The organism is Kribbella sp. VKM Ac-2569, from assembly GCF_004216905.1.
In the GTDB taxonomy this organism is placed as follows: domain Bacteria; phylum Actinomycetota; class Actinomycetes; order Propionibacteriales; family Kribbellaceae; genus Kribbella.
This window is the reverse complement of the sequence record NZ_SGXJ01000006.1, coordinates 139359-154812: the sequence shown is the minus strand read 5'-3', so window position 1 is coordinate 154812 and position 15454 is coordinate 139359. Positions and strand designations below refer to the sequence as shown.

Genomic DNA, 15454 nt, shown 5'->3' with positions numbered 1-15454 from the left:
GTGGGTGTGGAGGCTGTGTTGCGGTTGGCGGTGGCGGCGGACGGGCCCTCGGTGGCCGAGCTGGCCCGGGCCGCGGTGGAGACCCAGTTCCCGGCGTACTACGACGCGGAAGAGACGGCCAGCGCGGCCAAGCACATCACCACGCTGGACACCACGTTGATTGACGACGGCACCTATTACGTGCTGGAGGCGGGTGGTGAGGTCGTCGCCTGTGGTGGGTGGAGCCGGCGGAACAAGCTGTTCAATGCGAGTACGGCGGGAGCGGACGAGCGGCTCCTCGACCCTGCAACTGAGCCGGCCCGCATTCGGGCGATGTTCGTCCGGGCGGACTGGACGCGGCGTGGACTCGGCCGGGCGATCCTGACCGCGTGCACCGAGGCGGCCCGCGCGGAGGGGTTCACCCGGCTCGCGCTGATGTCGACGCTGCCCGGCGTACCGCTCTACAAGGCTTTCGGCTTCACGGAGGTGGAGCCCGCCAAGCTGCCGATGCCCGACGGCATCACCCTGGCCGGTGTCGCGATGGAACGACCAATTGAGGAGACCGCATGACCGCCGGTACTACTGTCACCGCTCCTGACGGCACGGAGGTCGTGCTCGGTGAGATCGGCACCCGCGTGCTGCTGAAGAACTCGCGCGTGCGCGTCTGGGAGGTGGAGCTGCAGCCCGGTGAGGCCCAGGGCTGGCACCTGCACCACAACCCGTACGTCGTCCTGTGCCTCTCGACGTCGCCCTGCCACATGGACTGGCTGGACGGCAGCCCGGCGCGGCAGCTGAGTGAGACGGTCGGCGGCTCGGTCTACCGTCCCGTGTCGCCGGTGCACATGCTCACCAACCACGGCGACGCGCTGTACCTCAACCGCCTCATCGAGGTGCTCGACCTCGGCGAAGAGGCCTCCGGCGACCCGTACTTCGGTGTCGACACAGCTGGGGCAGGGTTCGAAGAGGCCGGTGAGATCCCCGCCAAGGTGGTTGTCGACGAGGACGACGTACGCGTCCAGCACGTCACCCCTGAAGCTGGCGAGTCGTACACCTGGCGCACCGGCGCCTACCCGGCCCTGGTCGTCGACCTGGACCTGGCGAGCCCGGACGTCACCTACCTCGAGCCCGGCGAGAGCTACACGCTCCCAGCCAAGCCAGAGCGCACCTCCGGCTTCAACCTCGTAGAGCTGCGCTACTACAGCAGGCCGCGCACCTGATCCGCATCCCGAGCCGCCAGCACAGCAGCAGTGTCGACCCGTCCCAGGTCGGCCTGCCGTAGCTGGGCCTTCACCAACGGCACCTGTGGTCCGACAGCGCTCAGCTCGCTCACACCGAGGGCAGCAAGCAGTACGGCGGCGTGCGGGTCGCTGGCCAAGTCACCGCAGACTGCGACGCGTACGCCGGCGTTGCGGACGACGTGGTCGATCAGCTGGAGTACGGCGGGATCGAGACCGTCGGCGAGCGGCGCGACCGCAGCGTTGGTCCGGTCGGCAGCCGTCGTGTATTGCGTGAGGTCGTTGGTGCCGATGCTGACGAAGTCGAGTTCCGTGGCGAGACTGCCGACGCGCAGCGCCGCCGCGGGCACCTCGACCATGATGCCGACCTCGAGACCGTCCCGCGGGCCGAGCTCCTGCAACGCCCACGCGACCTCGTCGGCGGTCGTCACCATCGGGAACATCACGTGCACCGGGGTTTCGGCCGCCGTACGCCGGATCGCTTCGAGCTGATCGCGGAGCAGTTCGGGGCGGCGGCGGAAGACGCGGAGGCCGCGTTCGCCGAGGAACGGGTTCGCCTCCCGGTCCTGCGGCAGGAATGGGAGCGGTTTGTCGCCGCCGATGTCCCAAGTCCGGATCGTGATCGGCTTGCCACCGAGGGCTTGTGCGATCGCGCGGAACGCGTCGACCTGTTCGTCGACGGTCGGCGCCGTACGGCGATCCCCGAAGAGCACCTCGGTCCGTACCAACCCGGACCCGTCCGCACCGCGCGCGTCGACAGCATCCTGCACGACGCCCACGTTCACGAGTACGTCGATCGTCCGGCCGTCGCGGGTGGTGGCGGGTAGGTCGGCGTCCGCGATCGCCTGCGCACGCTCGCCTTCGCGCTCGGTGATCGTTGCGCGGACCCGCTCCTCGTCGGGCGCGACCTCGAACGATCCGGTTCGAGCGTCGAACGAGACGACCGCACCCGGCGGCACGTCGACGTCCCCGATCCCGGTGATCAACGGGATCCCACGCGACCGAGCCACGATCACCCCGTGCCCGGTCGTCCCGGCTGCCCGGACGGCGATCCCCGCGATCCGGGTCGCGTCGAGGGTGGCAGCGGTCGCCGCATCCAGCTCGGGTACGACGAGGATGCCGTCCGTCGGCGCTACCTCAGTCACTCCGACCAGCAATCGCAGTACCCGATCGCGTACGGCGCGGACGTCCTGCGCGCGCTCGCGTTGATACTCGTCATCAAGCCCTTCGAAGGCAGTCGCCAGCTCGCCGTACACCTGCTTCCACGCGGCCGGGGCCGATGCACCAGCGGCGATCGAAGCACGTACGTCGTCGAGTACCTTGCGATCGCCCAGCAAGGCGAGATGCGCTGCGAAGATGTCGCCGTGGTTGTCCCGCAGTTCGTCGAGCTGCTCGCCCGCGGTCGCGAGAGCCTCGTCCAGTCGGCCAAGCTCGTTGTCCCCAGCAACATAATCACCAAGACTGACCTGAGCACCCGCGAGTACCGCTGGCCCGATCGCGACATCCAACCCGGACCCACCCGGCGAAGGAGCGGCCTTCTCCACAACCGCATCCCCGAAGTTCTGCGCTGCGAGGTCCTCGACCGCGGCGAGCACCGCATCGGCCGCAACGCCGCTCGCACCCACCCGCAATCGGTGGCCCTGCTGGGCGTTCAGCGTCGCGACCATGCTCAAGCTGCCCGCGTCGACGGGCCCCTTACCGTTGTCCAGATCGGTGAGTGTCACGACCGCGTCGAAGCCGTTGACCAGCCCCACCAGCCGCGCCGCCGGCCGGGCATGCAAGCCGTGCTCATTGCCGACAACCACCTCGACGGTCCGATCGGCCTCAACAACTGGAGCAGCGTCGGCAGTGGCCACGCCGAGGTGATCCTGCTTCCCGACCAACCCCCGCTCAGCCTCCGCAGCAACCGCATCCAAGGACGCATCGGTCGACGCGGTGACAACCGCCGCCACCAGACCCTCGACCAACGGCGCACTCGTCAGACGCACCCGCGCGGCCATCTCGGGATCGACGAACTCCAATGCCATCTCGGCACTCAGTACCGCGCTACCCAGATCGAGCAGCACCAGTACGCCGTCCGGACTATCCGCCGTACCAAGAGCTTCCGAGACCGCCATCGCGTCGGTCCCGAACGTCGTCGTGTCCAGCCCGGCGGCGATCGCGATCACCGGGCGCTTGTCCTCGGCAACCATCTCCGTCGCGAGCCCGACCGCCGCCTCAGCCAGCGCGCGGCTGTGCGACACCACCACGATCCCGATCATGACAGCGTTCGGGCCGCGGACTCCAAGATCAGCGTGGTGCTCGTCGCGCCGGGATCCTGATGCCCGGCGCTGCGCTCACCCAGATAGCTCGCGCGACCCTTCCGCGCGACCAGCGGGATCGTCGCGTCCCGGCCCTTCGCGGCGGCCTCGGCGGCAGCGGTCAACGCCGTACCGAGGTCTGATCCCCCCGCCACCGCGGCGTCGTACGCCTCCAGTGCCGGCGCCCAGGCGTCGTACATGGTCTTGTCCCCGAGCTCCGCCTTGCCGCGGGCAAGCACCCCTTCGACCCCGGCGTGCAGCCCCTTCCCGATCGCCTCCGGCGTCAGGTCGGCCCCGGCGAGCGCAGTCCCGAAGCGCAGGAAGAACGTCCCGTACAAAGGCCCGCTCGCCCCGCCGACCTTGCTGACCAGCGTCATCCCGGCCTTCTTCAGCAGTTCGTCAGTGCCGTCGAACGACGTCTCGTCCAGCATCCCGACCACCGCCTGGAACCCGCGATCCATGTTCGCGCCGTGATCGGCATCCCCGATCGCCGAGTCCAGCTCGGTCAGGTACGCCGAGTTGTCGTGCAGCGAACCGGCGACATCACGCAACCAGCTGACGAAGGAATCGACTCCCATGCTCACGCGTTCCAGCGTAGGCCGGGGGTGTTCACCGGGGCGTCCCAGAGACGTACCAGTTCGTCGTCCGCCTTCAGGAGGGTGACCGAGCAGCCGGCCATCTCCAGCGAGGTGATGTAGTTGCCGACCAGCGAGCGGGCGACCGTGATGCCCGCGCGGTCGAGGAGCTGAGCGACCTCGTTGTACATCAGGTACAGCTCGAGCAGCGGCGTACCGCCCATGCCGTTGACGAACGCGATCACCGAATCGCCTTGCTGGTAAGGAAGATCCGAGACCACCGGGTCGACCAGCATCGCGGCGATGTCGCGCGCCGGAGCCAGCGGCAGCCGCTGCCGGCCGGGCTCGCCGTGGATGCCGATGCCGACCTCCATCTCGTTCTCGGCCAGCTCGAACGTCGGCTTGCCCGCGGCCGGGACGGTGCACGACGTCAGCGCCATACCCATGCTGCGGCCGTTGTCGTTGACCTTCTTCGCGAGGTCCGCGACCTCTTGCAGCGGGCGGCCCTCCTCGGCGGCCGCGCCGACGATCTTCTCGAGCAGCACGGTCACGCCGACGCCTCGGCGGCCGGCCGTGTAGAGGCTGTCCTGGACGGCGACGTCGTCGTTCGTCACCACCGACAGCACCTCGGTGCCGGCGTCGGCGGCAGCCAGTTCGGCGGCCATCTCGAAGTTCATCACGTCGCCGGTGTAGTTCTTCACGATGTGCAGTACGCCGGCGCCCGCGTCGACCGCCTTGGTCGCGGCCATCATCTGGTCCGGCACCGGGGAGGTGAACACCTCACCCGCACAGGCCGCGTCCAGCATCCCGAGCCCGACGAACCCGCCGTGCATCGGCTCGTGCCCCGACCCGCCACCGGAGATCAGCCCGACCTTGCCGGGTCTCGGCGCGTCCTTGCGATAGACGATCCGGTTCTCGAGGTCCACCCGGAGCCGGTCCGGATGCGCCGCCGCCATCCCCTGCAGCGCTTCACTCACAACATCGGCCGGGTCGTTGATGAGCTTCTTCATGGTCCCCATCTGAGCACACCCGGGCCCGGAACGGGAGCCCCCGAATCAGGCCGCCTCGACCTCGGAGAGCAACGGGATCGAGCGAATCGAGCGGCTGATCGTGAGCAGTACGGAGCCGATCGCGAGCAGACCGCCGAAGATCAGCAGAGCGCCCCGCGCGCCGAGCGTTTCCAGGAACAGGCCACCGAGGAACGGCGCCAGCGGGGCCGCGCCGTTGGACAGGAACATGAACGCACTCTGCGCCCGGCCCTGCAGGTGGTCCGGCGTGATCAGCATCTGGTAGCCGAACAGGCCGGAGTTCAATGCGGGCAGCAGGAAGATCGCAAGCGCCGGGAGCAGGATCAGTACGACGGGTTGCGTGGTCGCCGCCGTACTCGCGAACGTGACCGCGATGATCCAGGCGCCGACGATCGTGATCCGGCCGGTGCTGAACCTGGCCAGCAGCCTGGGCGCCAGGAACGCGCCCGCCAGGCCGCCCACCCCCATCGCGGTCTCCAACAGGCCGATCACGGAGGCCGGTACGCCGCGCTGCTGCATGCTCAGGATCAGCACCAGGATCGTTCCGTTCGCCGCGAAGTTCAGCAGCGTCGCGACGACCGCGATCGTCCGCAGGTCGCGCTGACGGAACAGCCAGGTCAACCCGGATCGGATCGCCTTCAGCATCGGCTCGTGCGCGCCGCCTTCGGGCTTCGTGGCGGGCAACGGATGACGGATCGTGGTGAGCATGATCGCCATCACCAGGTACGAGACCGCGTCCACCGCGATCGGGATCGCCCGGCCGATCGAGTAGAGCAGCCCGCCGAGCGGCGCACCGGCCAACCCCGCCAGGTTCTGCCGGCCGTGCGCGGCCGCGAGCGCGGTGCCGAGGTCCTCCGGCGGGACGATCTGCCGGAGCGCACCCGTCTCGGCGGGCATGAACAGGCCGTAGCCCGCGCCGTTGACCAGGCCGACGACCATGAGATGCGGAAGGGTCAGGTGGCCGAGCCAGCCCACGACGGCCACCGACCCGAACAGGACGGTGCCGAGCAGGCTGTACCCGATCAGGATCTTGCGCCGGCTCCACCGGTCCGCCAGCGCGCCGCCCGGCAACGCCGCCAGGATCCCGCCGAGTGCGGCCGACGTACCGACGAGACCTGCCTGCACCGGGGAGCCCGTGATGGCCAGGCCTAGCAGGGTGAACACGAACGAGCTCATCGAGGAGCCGATCGAGCTGATCGTCTGCCCGGTGAGCAGCTTCAGGTAGTCACCGTTGTGCAGCAGCCCCCGGGCGGTCATAGCCGCGAGGGTATGCCGGTGTCAGGTCAGTCCTTGGATCAGTCTTTGGGGCGCAGCAGCGGGCGGACGACCTCGCGGGCGTCGTGGATCCGGGACTTGACGGTGCCGAGCGGGGCGCCGACCACGGCGGCGATCTCCTCGTACGACAGGCCGTAGACATCCCGCAGTACCAGCGGAGTGACCATCTGCGGGCGGTCCCGCTCCAAGGTCTCCAGAGCCTCCAGGAGGTCCAGGCGGGTGCCGGCGATCACACTCGTGGTGCGCGGGTCCGGCTTCTCCATCTGCTCGGGGTTATGTGCGGCCTGGGCGGTGCGCTTCAGCTTGCGGTACGTCGAGCGCGCGGAGTTCGCCGCGACGGAGTGGACCCAGGTCGAGAAGCTGCTCCGGCCGGAGAACGAGTTGATCTTGGTGGCGATGTTGAGCAGCGCCTCCTGAGCGGCGTCCTCGGCGTCGGCCGAGTACGGCAGGACGCTGCGGCAGATCCGCAGGACGCGCGGATGCACCTGCCGCAGCAGGTCGTCCATCGCGTTCTTGTCGCCCGCCTGCGCCTGCTCCGCGAGGGTGGCGAGGTCGTCGGCCGGACTGGTGCTGTCGCTCATCTGCGCCTTTGCTCTCGATCGGCCCCGGTAGGGACACTCCAATGACCCATAATGCCCTGTATGGGGGTCCCAACCAGACTCGGTCGATACGTCGTGCGCCGACGCCTGGGCTCGGGTGGTTTCGCCACGGTGTGGCTCGCTCATGACGAGCAGCTCGACGCCGAGGTGGCGATCAAGGTGCTCGCTGACAACTGGGGGCACGACGACTCGGTCCGGCAGCGGTTCCTCGAGGAGGGCCGGTTCCTGCGCCGCGTCGAGTCCGAGCACGTCGTCCAGGTGCACGACGTCGGCGAACTCGAGGACGGCCGGCCGTTCCTGGTGCTCACGTACGCCGACCGCGGCACGCTGGCCGACCGCCTGAAGAAGGCGCCGCTGGAGCTGTCCGCGGCGGTCGACGTGGTCGTCCAGGTCGGTCGCGGCCTGCAGGCGCTGCACCGGCGCGGCCTGCTGCACCGCGACGTGAAACCGGCGAACGTCCTGTTCCGCAGCACCGACGACGGCGAGCGGGCGGTGCTGTCCGACCTCGGGCTGGGCAAGTCCCTCGACGAGATCTCCCGCATCACGATGCCCGGCGGCACCCCGTCGTACGTCGCTCCTGAGCAGGCGCTCGGTGAGCGGCTGGACCAGCGCGCCGACCAGTACTCGCTGGGCGCGGTCGCGTACGCCGCTCTGACCGGCCGGTCCCCGCACCAGGTCGACGGGCTGGGCGCCGCGAGCCGGGTCAAGGTGGCGGCACCGCCGAGCTCGCTCGGGTTCGAACTGCCGGGTCAGGTCGACGCGGCGATCGTCCGGGCGCTGGACCCGGACCGGGAGAAGCGCTGGCCGGACGTGCAGTCGTTCACGCGGGAGCTCGTGGGCGCGCTCGACGAGACCACGCGGGACTTCCCGCTGTCGGCCCGCGAGACGGTGACCGTCGCGTCCGACGACCTGGACGCGAAGACGGCGCTCAGCGACGAGAACCAGCCGACGATCGTGAAACCCGCCGAGCAATCCGAGACTGTGGCCGTCGAGAGTGCCGCGGTGGAGCCCGCCGCTGAGGCTGAGGCTGAGACCGTCGCAGTTGAGACGGCGGCGCCGAGGAAGCGGCGGCGCGGGCGGTGGGTGGTGGCCGCCCTGCTGGCGCTGCTGGTCGGCGGCGGCGTCGGGTACGGCGGACACTGGTACCTCACGGGCCGGAAGATGATCCAGGTCTCGGAGGGCCAATTCTCGGTGACCCTGCCCGAGGCCTGGGCGCAGTCGATGGCCCAGTCGGACTGGACCGCGCCCGGCGGCACCGGGAGCGCTCCCGCGTTCCGCGTCAGCCGCGATTCGGACTGGTCGGGGAAGACGCCGGGCGTGTTCATCGGTGTGTCGAAGTCGAAGCTGGCGGTCCCGAGCGGCAAGCAGTGCGGCACCGAAGGCACTCCGCAGCCGCACATGGTTCGTGAACTCTCAGTAACCGACCGGTTGTCCGCTGACTGCTTCGGTGCCGATATCGTGCTGCTCCAACGGGTCGTCGATCACGGGGACGGCGGCTCGCTACTCGTACAGGTGGTCGTTCCCGGATCGGATGTCACCCGAGCCACGGAGATCGCCGATTCGGTGCAGTACTCCGACTGAGGGTGTGTCCCCATGCGTTTTCCGACCGAACGGCTCCGGCCGTCGCCGGCGCTGCTCCAGTCCGCCCGCCGCAGGTTCTACCGCCTCCGCTCCACCATCTTCCGCACCATCTGGCCCGCCGACTGAGGTCACTCCACAGTCACTCCACGGTGAGCCAGGTGATTCCGAGGCCCAGCACCCACAGGGCGCCGCCCAACCAGGCCAAGGTGTGGAGGCCGGTGGTGAAGGGAGTGGAGTGGCTGAGAACGGTGCTGTAGAGGGCTACTCCGACCGCGCCGGCGCCTTGCCGTGCCGTGTTGTTGACTCCGCTGGCCAGACCAGCGCGGTCCGGAGGCAGAGCGGCGACGGCGGCGTTGACCACGGCTGCGGTGAGGAAACCCATGCCGATGCCGAGGCACAGCTCGACCGGGACAACTGCGGCGTACCGGCTGGTGGGCTGTACGGCGAGCAGACAGAAGGACCCGACGGCGCCTAGCGCCAGGCCGAACGACATCGGTAGCCGCGAGCCGTACCGGGCCGTGACCCGTCCGGAGACCGGCCCCAGGACCGCCAACGGCAGCAGAACCGGAATCAGTTCCAGCCCGGCGCGCAGCGCGCTGTGGTGGAGGTACTCCTGCAAGTAGAGCGTCAGCGCGAGCAGTGTGCCCAGACCGACCAGATTCATCAGGCCGGCGACCACATTGGCGCCGATGAAGTCGGCGCCGATGCGCACCCTGCGCGTGGTCTCTCGCTGAGCGATCTGGCGCCGCGGCACAATGCGCCAAGCAACCGGGAGTGCGACCGCGATGATCGGCAGGTTGATCAGGAACACGGCACGCCAGCCGAGATCGCTGACCAGCACCCCGCCGAGCGTGGGACCCGCAACGAGGGCCAGCGCACCGGCACCGGCCCAAATCCCGACAGCACGTGCTCTCGCGGCTTTGTCGACGTACTGATCGGTGATGACGGCCAACGTGCCTGGCAGCAGCAGAGCCGCGCCGACACCTTGTGCCGCCCGGGCCGCGACCAGGAGCGCGATGCCAGGGGCTGTGCCGCACACCAGCGACGCGCCACCGAACACTGACAGCCCCGCGAGCACGATCCGCCGGTGACCGATCCGGTCGCCCAGCGCTCCGCAGACGAGTAGCAGCGTGGCAAGCACGATCATGTACCCGCTCACGACCCACTGCTGCCCGGCTGCACTGGTATCAAGACCGCTCCGGATGGCCGGCAGCGCGACATTCACCACGGTCACGTCCAGCTGGACCAGGAAGATTCCGATACACAGCAACGCGAGAAGCATGCTGTCCACGTTCGCACCGCAACACTTCGGGTCGCGTCGAAATGTGAAGGTGTGAGCATGGGAAGCATGGACGGAGATGCCGATGTCGCCCACGTCGCCGGCCTGATGGCCGAGCCCGCACGGGCGAAGGTCCTGATGGCGTTGGCGGACGGCCGTGCACTTCCCGCCTCCCTGCTGGCCACCGAGGCCGGAGTGTCGCCGCAGACGGTCAGTGCGCACCTGCGCAAGCTGCTGGAGGGCGGTCTGGTCACGGTCGAGCAGTCCGGCCGGCACAGGTACTACGGACTGTCCGGGCCCGAGGTGGCCGCGGCTGTGGAAGCGTTGGCCCGCATAGCCAAGCCACAGCCGATCACGTCGCTGCGGCAGAGCACTCGGGCCGCAGCGCTCCGCGAGGCACGTACCTGCTACGACCACTTGGCCGGTCGTCTCGGTGTCGCTCTCCTGGAAGGTCTGGTACGTCGTGACGCCCTGACGCGCACCGACGGCGGCACAGGCACAGAGCGGCGCCCGAGCGACCCCTTGGCTCAGCAACTCCCGGACGGCCCGTATGCCCTCGGGCCCAACGCCACAGAGGTCCTGACTGAACTAGGAGTCGACCTCGCCGCCCAGCCGTCGCGCCGGCCACTGCTCAGGTTCTGTGTCGACTGGAGCGAGCAGCGCCACCACCTGTCCGGGCAGCTGGGTGCTGCGATCGCTGAGGCGCTACTGAACCGCAACTGGCTCCACCGCCGCCCCCACCAACGCGCCGTACACCTGTCAGACGCAGGCCGCCGCGGGCTCGCGCAACTGCTCTAACCCGATAGCGGAGTGTCCCGCCGCTCGACGCTGTCAGCTGCGTGGTCCAGTACGTCGAGCAAGGCGTCCTTGTCCTGCGGGAGGCCGGTGGAGCTCATCTCGACCGCGCAGTTGCCGCTGTCGTCCGCGACCCAGCGCACGATGACGTAGCGCAGAACGCCTTCGGGGGACTGCTCCGGAGGCGGTACATAGGTGTACGCGATGGTGGCGTAACGGGCGTCCACGCGCTGCGAGATCAGGTGCAGCATCTGGTTGGCGGGCAGACGGTTCAGCTCGGCGATGCGGGCTTGCATCGACGTCACGGGCGGGCGCTTGATCGTGAAGCCCGCCTCGATCCGGATCCATCGCTTTCCGGTGGGGTCGGTGAACCGGCCGGTCTTCGGCGGGTCCGGCTGGGTCAGGCTCCATCCGCTCGGTATCCGCACGGACACCCGTGACTTGACGACGCTCTTCACATCGAACGTCTGGCTCTTGTAGCGAAGATCATCCACGTCCAGCGCAGGCGAGTCGTCGTACGTCACCTTGCGCGGTGGTGGTGTCGGCGTCGGGGTAGGCGTCGTACCAGGGGTAGAACCGACCGCGAGCGGTGCCGCCGTACCGGCCAGGCTTGGCTCCTCGGTGAGGAAGAGGCCGACGCCGTAGCCGCCCGCTCCGCCGACCCCCGCGAGCGTCAGCAGACCGGCGCCGAGCATCGCGCGCCTGCTCACCGTCCTCGCCATGCCCCACCTCCCCACAGGTCTACTAAGAGAAGACACCTCAGCCCCCGCAGAGGTTGCACCGGATACGTAACGATTCTGTGAAAAGGGTCAGCCGACCTCGCTGACCGAGGCGGTCGCCCGCTGCAGGACCTCGTCGAGGGCCTTGGCGTCCTGGGGGAGGCCGGTGATGCTCATCTCCACGTTGGTGAGCTCGCCGTTGATCGCGATCCAGCGGACGATCACGTAGCGCAGGGTCTCGCCCGGGATGAAGGTGTAGATCAGCGTGGCGATCGAGCGGGATTCGCCGTCGTCGCCGGTGACCACGTCGGTGGTCTGGCTGGTGACGCGGACATCGTTCTCCGGTGCTTGGCTCTTCTTGAGGTCGACGATGAGCTGGGCCATCGCGTCCGCAGGAGTCTCCTCGGCCGGTGCGACCGCTTCGACGCGTACGCCGCGTTCCCTGAGTTTGTCGAGGTACTTGACCTCGCCGGGGCGCTTCGGGTCCCTGGGCGCGATCTTCCAGCCCTGGGGGGTCTCGATCGAGAGCTGGACGGGCTCTGCGTCCTTCGGTGTCACGGTGAAGGTGTGGTCGGTGTAGTCCAGCCCGATCTCGAGAGGTTCCACGGTGCTCGGGATCGGGGTCTTCACCGGGAGCGAGGGCTCGGTCGGCGTCGGCGTGGGGGACGGGGAGATGTCGCCGAGAGGGCCGGCGGTGCCGGAGGCGGTTGGTTGTGGGGTGTCGAAGTAGTCGCCCGCGTAGTAGCCGCTGCCGGCGCCGAGTGCCAGGGCCAGCAGCAGGAGGCCGGCCAGGAGGACTCGTCTCACGCGCACGTGGGCCATCTTCTCAGGCGAGGTGGGCCGGGCCCCAAACCCCGGTGGAGGGCTTTTCACACCGGTCCGGACTGAATCCTTTCAACGAGGTCTTGACACTCTCCCGGGCCGTACGTACCGTCCCCGTGACAAAAGTAACACGATCCTGCGGTTACTTCACATTCTTGGCCGGTACTTCGGCGCTCAGGAGGAACCATGGCACTCGATCGGTCCGTCAGCCGAAGGCGGCTCCTGCAACTCGTCGGCGGGGCGACCGTCACCGCCGGCCTGGCCGGTGCGTTGTCGGCGTGCGGCGGTGGCAACGGCAGCTCGTCGTCCGGCAGCCCCCTCAAGGTGATCGGGGCCGGCAGCCAGGAGGCCGGCCTGCGGAAGGCGCTCGACGACTACAAGAAGGCGCATTCGGACTTCGACTTCAACCTCTCGTTCTCGCCGGCCGACCAGCTGCAGACCGCGCTCCGCGCGCAGCTCGCGGCCGGCAACGCCCCGGACCTGCACGCGGTCTACCCGGGCAACGGCAGCGCGATGTCGATGGTCCAGCTGAGCAAGGCGAACCTGCTCGCGGACCTCAGCAGCCAGTCCTGGACGCAGAAGATCCCGACCGGCTTCAAGGGCGCGTTCCAGAACGACGGCAAGACGTTCATCTTCTCGCCCGGAACCAGCGTGCTCGGCGCGATCTACAACAAGAAGGCGTTCGCGACCGCGGGCGTCGACGTACCGACCACCTGGTCGGAGCTGCTGTCCGTGTGCGACAAGCTGAAGAAGAAGGGCATCGTGCCGATCGCGCTCGGTGCCCAGACCCCGTGGGTCACGCAGCTCATCGACTACGCGCTCGTCCCGGGCACGGTCTACGCCAAGACACCGGACTTCGACGACAAGATGACCGCCGGCAGCGCGTCCTTCGCCGACTCGGGCTGGGCGGACGCGATGGACAAGTACCTCGAGCTGCAGAAGAAGGGCTTCTTCAACGACAACCCGAACGGGACGACGTACGAGCAGGCCACCTCGATGGTCGGCACCGGCAAGGCCGCGATGGCCGTCCAGGTGTCGGCGGTCCTGCAGGCGTTCCGCGCGGCGTCGCCGACGCCGGACGACCTGGGCATGTTCCCGTTCCCGGCCACGGATGTCGCCGCCGACAACTGGATCCCCGGCGGCGTGGTGGTCGGCATCGCGGTCAGCGCGAAGAGCAAGAAGGCCGACGCGGCGAAGAAGTTCATCGAGTACTGCGGTCAGCCAGAGGTCGTCAACGCCTGGGCCGAAGCCGTCGCCTGCGTCCCGCTGTACTCCGAGGGTGACGCCAAGGTCGACCCGGTGCTGAAGCCGTTCCTCCCGTACCTGAAGGACAACAAGGCGGTCCCGTTCATGGACCAGCGCTGGCCGAACGCCGAAGTACAGCCGACCCACTTCGCCGTCGTACAAGAGCTCCTCGGCGGCAAGAGCACGGTCCCGGCCGCCCTGAAGAAGATGGACGAGGCCTACCGGAAGACGGCATGACGGTCACAGCTCAAGCGGTACGTCGGGACGCTGTCAAGGCACCGCGGCGTCGGGGCGGCGGGATTGCGCCGCCGTGGTTGTTCGCGGTGCCGGCGTTGCTGATTTATGCGCTGGTTGTCTTGTATCCAGCGTTTTCCGGGGCCGGGTCGGCGTTCACGGACTGGTCCGGGGTCGGGGCGCAACGGTCGTTCGTGGGGCTGGACAACTTCCAGCAGTTGTTCCGCGACGACCAGGCGCTCGGTGCGTTGCGCAACACGTTGCTGCTGACGGTGGCGATCGTCGTCGTACAGAACGGGATCGGGCTGCTGCTGGCGCTCGGCGTACACACCGGCATCAAGAGCCGGATGGTGCTGCGGGTGATCTTCTTCGCGCCTGTCGTGGTCAGTCCGGTGATGGTGTCGTTCCTGTGGAAGTACGTGTACAACCCGGCGCCGGACGCCGGGTTGAACGCGGCGCTCGGGGCGATCGGTCTCGGCGGGTTGCGCCAGGACTGGCTGGGCAATCCGTCGATCGCGTTGTGGTCGGTCGCCTTCACCGTGATCTGGCAGTGCGCCGGGTACTCGATGGTCATCTTCCTGGCCGGTCTCGAGGGCGTGCCGGCCGAGCTGCACGAGTCCGCGATGGTCGACGGTGCGGGCACCGTGGCCCGGTTCCGGCACATCACCTGGCCGTTGCTCGCACCGGCCGTGACGATCAACCTGATGCTGTCCACGGTCGGTGGCCTGACGTTGTTCACCCAGATCATCGCGATGACGAACGGCGGTCCCGGGTACGCGACCGACACCTTGTCGACGGTCCTCTACAAGCAGGCCTTCGTCTTCGGGAAGTTCGGCTACAGCACCGCGGTGGCGCTGGTACTGGCGATCTTCGTCGCGGCCGTGTCCTTCATCCAGATCGGGTACCTGCGTTCGAGGGAGACCGCGGCATGAAATACAAGCCCCGTACCTTCGTGCTGGAAGTCGTCATGGTGGCGGTCGCCATCGCCTTCCTCTTCCCGGTCTACGCTCTGGTGACACTGGCGTTCAAGGACCCCGGACAGATCGCCAACAAGCCGCTGTCGCTTCCGGATCCGCCATCGGTGGGGAGCTTCGGGGAGGCGTGGCAGTCGGCGTCACTGGGCTCGGCGTTGCTGAACAGCACCCTGATAACGGCAAGCAGTGTCCTCGTGCTGATCGTGCTGGGCTCGCTGGCGGCGTACTTCCTGGCCCGTACGGCGACGCGCCTGAGCTACACGCTCTACATCGTGTTCCTGGTCGGCATCATCCTGCCGTTCCAGCTCGGGATGATCCCGCTCTACCAGATGGTCAACGACCTGGGCCTGCTCGGCACGTACCAGGGGATGATCCTGTTCTACACCGGCATCCAGTTGCCGTTCACGGTGTTCCTCTACACCGGGTTCATCCGCTCGCTGCCGGCCGACTACACCAACGCGGCGCTGATCGACGGCGCCTCACATCTGCAGGCGTTCGCGCACGTGATCTTCCCGCTGCTGCGGCCGATCACGGGCACAGTGCTCATCCTCAACGCCGTACACATCTGGAACGACTTCTTCACCCCGCTGCTGTACCTGGGTGGATCCGGCCGCGAGACGGTCCCGGTCCGCGTCTTCGCCTTCGTCAACGAGTACACCTCGAACTACGGCCTGGTGGCGGCCGGGCTGGTCCTCGCAGCGCTCCCGATCCTGCTGCTCTTCCTCGTCCTGCAGCGCTACGTGATCCGCGGATTCGCCTCCGGATTGAAGGGATGACCTCTTCGCCTAGGACACTGTGCGCTGACAAACGAACA

15 protein-coding genes and 1 pseudogene are annotated in these 15454 nt (G+C 68.4%); 7 read left to right on the top strand and 9 right to left on the bottom strand.

Translation table 11 applies throughout. The features are described from left to right. Nucleotides 1-6 precede the first annotated feature (6 nt). Nucleotides 7-549 carry a GNAT family N-acetyltransferase gene (locus EV649_RS34815; protein ID WP_130387945.1) on the top strand — a complete coding sequence of 181 codons (543 nt, stop codon included), beginning with the start codon at nt 7-9 and terminating at the stop codon, nt 547-549. Next, on the top strand, nt 546-1196 hold the full coding sequence (locus EV649_RS34810; protein ID WP_130387944.1) for a hypothetical protein: 651 nt from the start codon (nt 546-548) through the stop codon (nt 1194-1196). The genes EV649_RS34815 and EV649_RS34810 overlap by 4 nt, the downstream gene beginning before the upstream one ends. On the opposite strand, the gene ptsP is transcribed toward EV649_RS34810, so the two are convergent. From ptsP to EV649_RS34785, 6 genes and pseudogenes are all read right to left on the bottom strand, one after another. Next, the gene (gene ptsP / locus EV649_RS34805; protein ID WP_347233165.1) at nt 1175-3019 is read right to left on the bottom strand and encodes a phosphoenolpyruvate--protein phosphotransferase; all 1845 of its coding nucleotides are present in this window, start codon (nt 3017-3019) and stop codon (nt 1175-1177) included. The two genes, EV649_RS34810 and ptsP, sit on opposite strands and share 22 nt — an antisense overlap. Nucleotides 3020-3094: 75 nt before the next feature. Further along, a pseudogene (gene dhaM, locus EV649_RS42160) lies at nt 3095-3475 on the bottom strand (dihydroxyacetone kinase phosphoryl donor subunit DhaM); the annotation flags it as partial. Beyond that, nucleotides 3472-4092, bottom strand: coding sequence for a dihydroxyacetone kinase subunit DhaL (gene dhaL / locus EV649_RS34800; RefSeq protein ID WP_130388222.1), 621 nt, complete (start codon nt 4090-4092; stop codon nt 3472-3474). The gene dhaL and the pseudogene dhaM, both read right to left, overlap by 4 nt. Before the next feature lie 2 nt (nt 4093-4094). Further along, entirely contained in the window at nt 4095-5099 is a 1005-nt protein-coding gene (dhaK, locus tag EV649_RS34795; RefSeq protein WP_130387942.1) for a dihydroxyacetone kinase subunit DhaK, read from the bottom strand. A gap of 45 nt (nt 5100-5144) precedes the next feature. Further along, nucleotides 5145-6374 carry an MFS transporter gene (locus EV649_RS34790; RefSeq protein WP_130387941.1) on the bottom strand — a complete coding sequence of 410 codons (1230 nt, stop codon included), beginning with the start codon at nt 6372-6374 and terminating at the stop codon, nt 5145-5147. Nucleotides 6375-6412: 38 nt separating this feature from the next. Next, complete coding sequence (locus EV649_RS34785; RefSeq protein ID WP_130387940.1) at nt 6413-6973, bottom strand: sigma-70 family RNA polymerase sigma factor; 561 nt, start codon at nt 6971-6973, stop codon at nt 6413-6415. A 93-nt stretch (nt 6974-7066) separates the two neighbouring features. Here EV649_RS34785 and EV649_RS34780 point away from each other — a divergent pair, with 93 nt between their 5' ends. Then, nucleotides 7067-8572 (top strand): serine/threonine-protein kinase, encoded by a 1506-nt coding sequence (locus EV649_RS34780; RefSeq protein WP_241999068.1) that lies wholly within the window; start codon nt 7067-7069, stop codon nt 8570-8572. 139 nt (nt 8573-8711) lie between these two features. Here EV649_RS34780 and EV649_RS34775 read toward each other — a convergent pair whose 3' ends face one another. Continuing rightward, nucleotides 8712-9854, bottom strand: coding sequence for an MFS transporter (locus EV649_RS34775; RefSeq protein WP_130388221.1), 1143 nt, complete (start codon nt 9852-9854; stop codon nt 8712-8714). Between the two features lie 57 nt (nt 9855-9911). On the opposite strand from EV649_RS34775, the gene EV649_RS34770 reads away from it, so the two are divergent. Beyond that, on the top strand, nt 9912-10649 hold the full coding sequence (locus tag EV649_RS34770) for a winged helix-turn-helix domain-containing protein (protein WP_241999067.1): 738 nt from the start codon (nt 9912-9914) through the stop codon (nt 10647-10649). On the opposite strand, the gene EV649_RS34765 is transcribed toward EV649_RS34770, so the two are convergent. Both EV649_RS34765 and EV649_RS34760 read right to left on the bottom strand, forming a co-directional pair. Next, the gene (locus EV649_RS34765; protein WP_130387938.1) at nt 10646-11368 is read right to left on the bottom strand and encodes a hypothetical protein; all 723 of its coding nucleotides are present in this window, start codon (nt 11366-11368) and stop codon (nt 10646-10648) included. The genes EV649_RS34770 and EV649_RS34765 overlap by 4 nt on opposite strands. An 87-nt stretch (nt 11369-11455) precedes the next feature. Continuing rightward, nucleotides 11456-12178, bottom strand: a complete 723-nt coding sequence (locus tag EV649_RS34760) for a hypothetical protein (protein WP_130387937.1) — start codon at nt 12176-12178, stop codon at nt 11456-11458. A gap of 195 nt (nt 12179-12373) precedes the next feature. Between EV649_RS34760 and EV649_RS34755 the strand changes: the two genes are divergently transcribed. Genes EV649_RS34755 through EV649_RS34745 form a run of 3 tightly spaced genes read left to right on the top strand, consistent with a single transcriptional unit; the run spans nt 12374 to nt 15416 of the window. After that, nucleotides 12374-13669 carry an extracellular solute-binding protein gene (locus tag EV649_RS34755; RefSeq protein WP_130387936.1) on the top strand — a complete coding sequence of 432 codons (1296 nt, stop codon included), beginning with the start codon at nt 12374-12376 and terminating at the stop codon, nt 13667-13669. Beyond that, the gene (locus tag EV649_RS34750; protein WP_130387935.1) at nt 13666-14598 is read left to right on the top strand and encodes a sugar ABC transporter permease; all 933 of its coding nucleotides are present in this window, start codon (nt 13666-13668) and stop codon (nt 14596-14598) included. Before EV649_RS34755 ends, EV649_RS34750 begins: the two co-directional genes overlap by 4 nt. Then, nucleotides 14595-15416: a carbohydrate ABC transporter permease gene (locus EV649_RS34745; protein WP_130387934.1), complete on the top strand. Its 822-nt coding sequence runs from the start codon at nt 14595-14597 to the stop codon at nt 15414-15416. The genes EV649_RS34750 and EV649_RS34745 overlap by 4 nt, the downstream gene beginning before the upstream one ends. Nucleotides 15417-15454 lie beyond the last annotated feature (38 nt).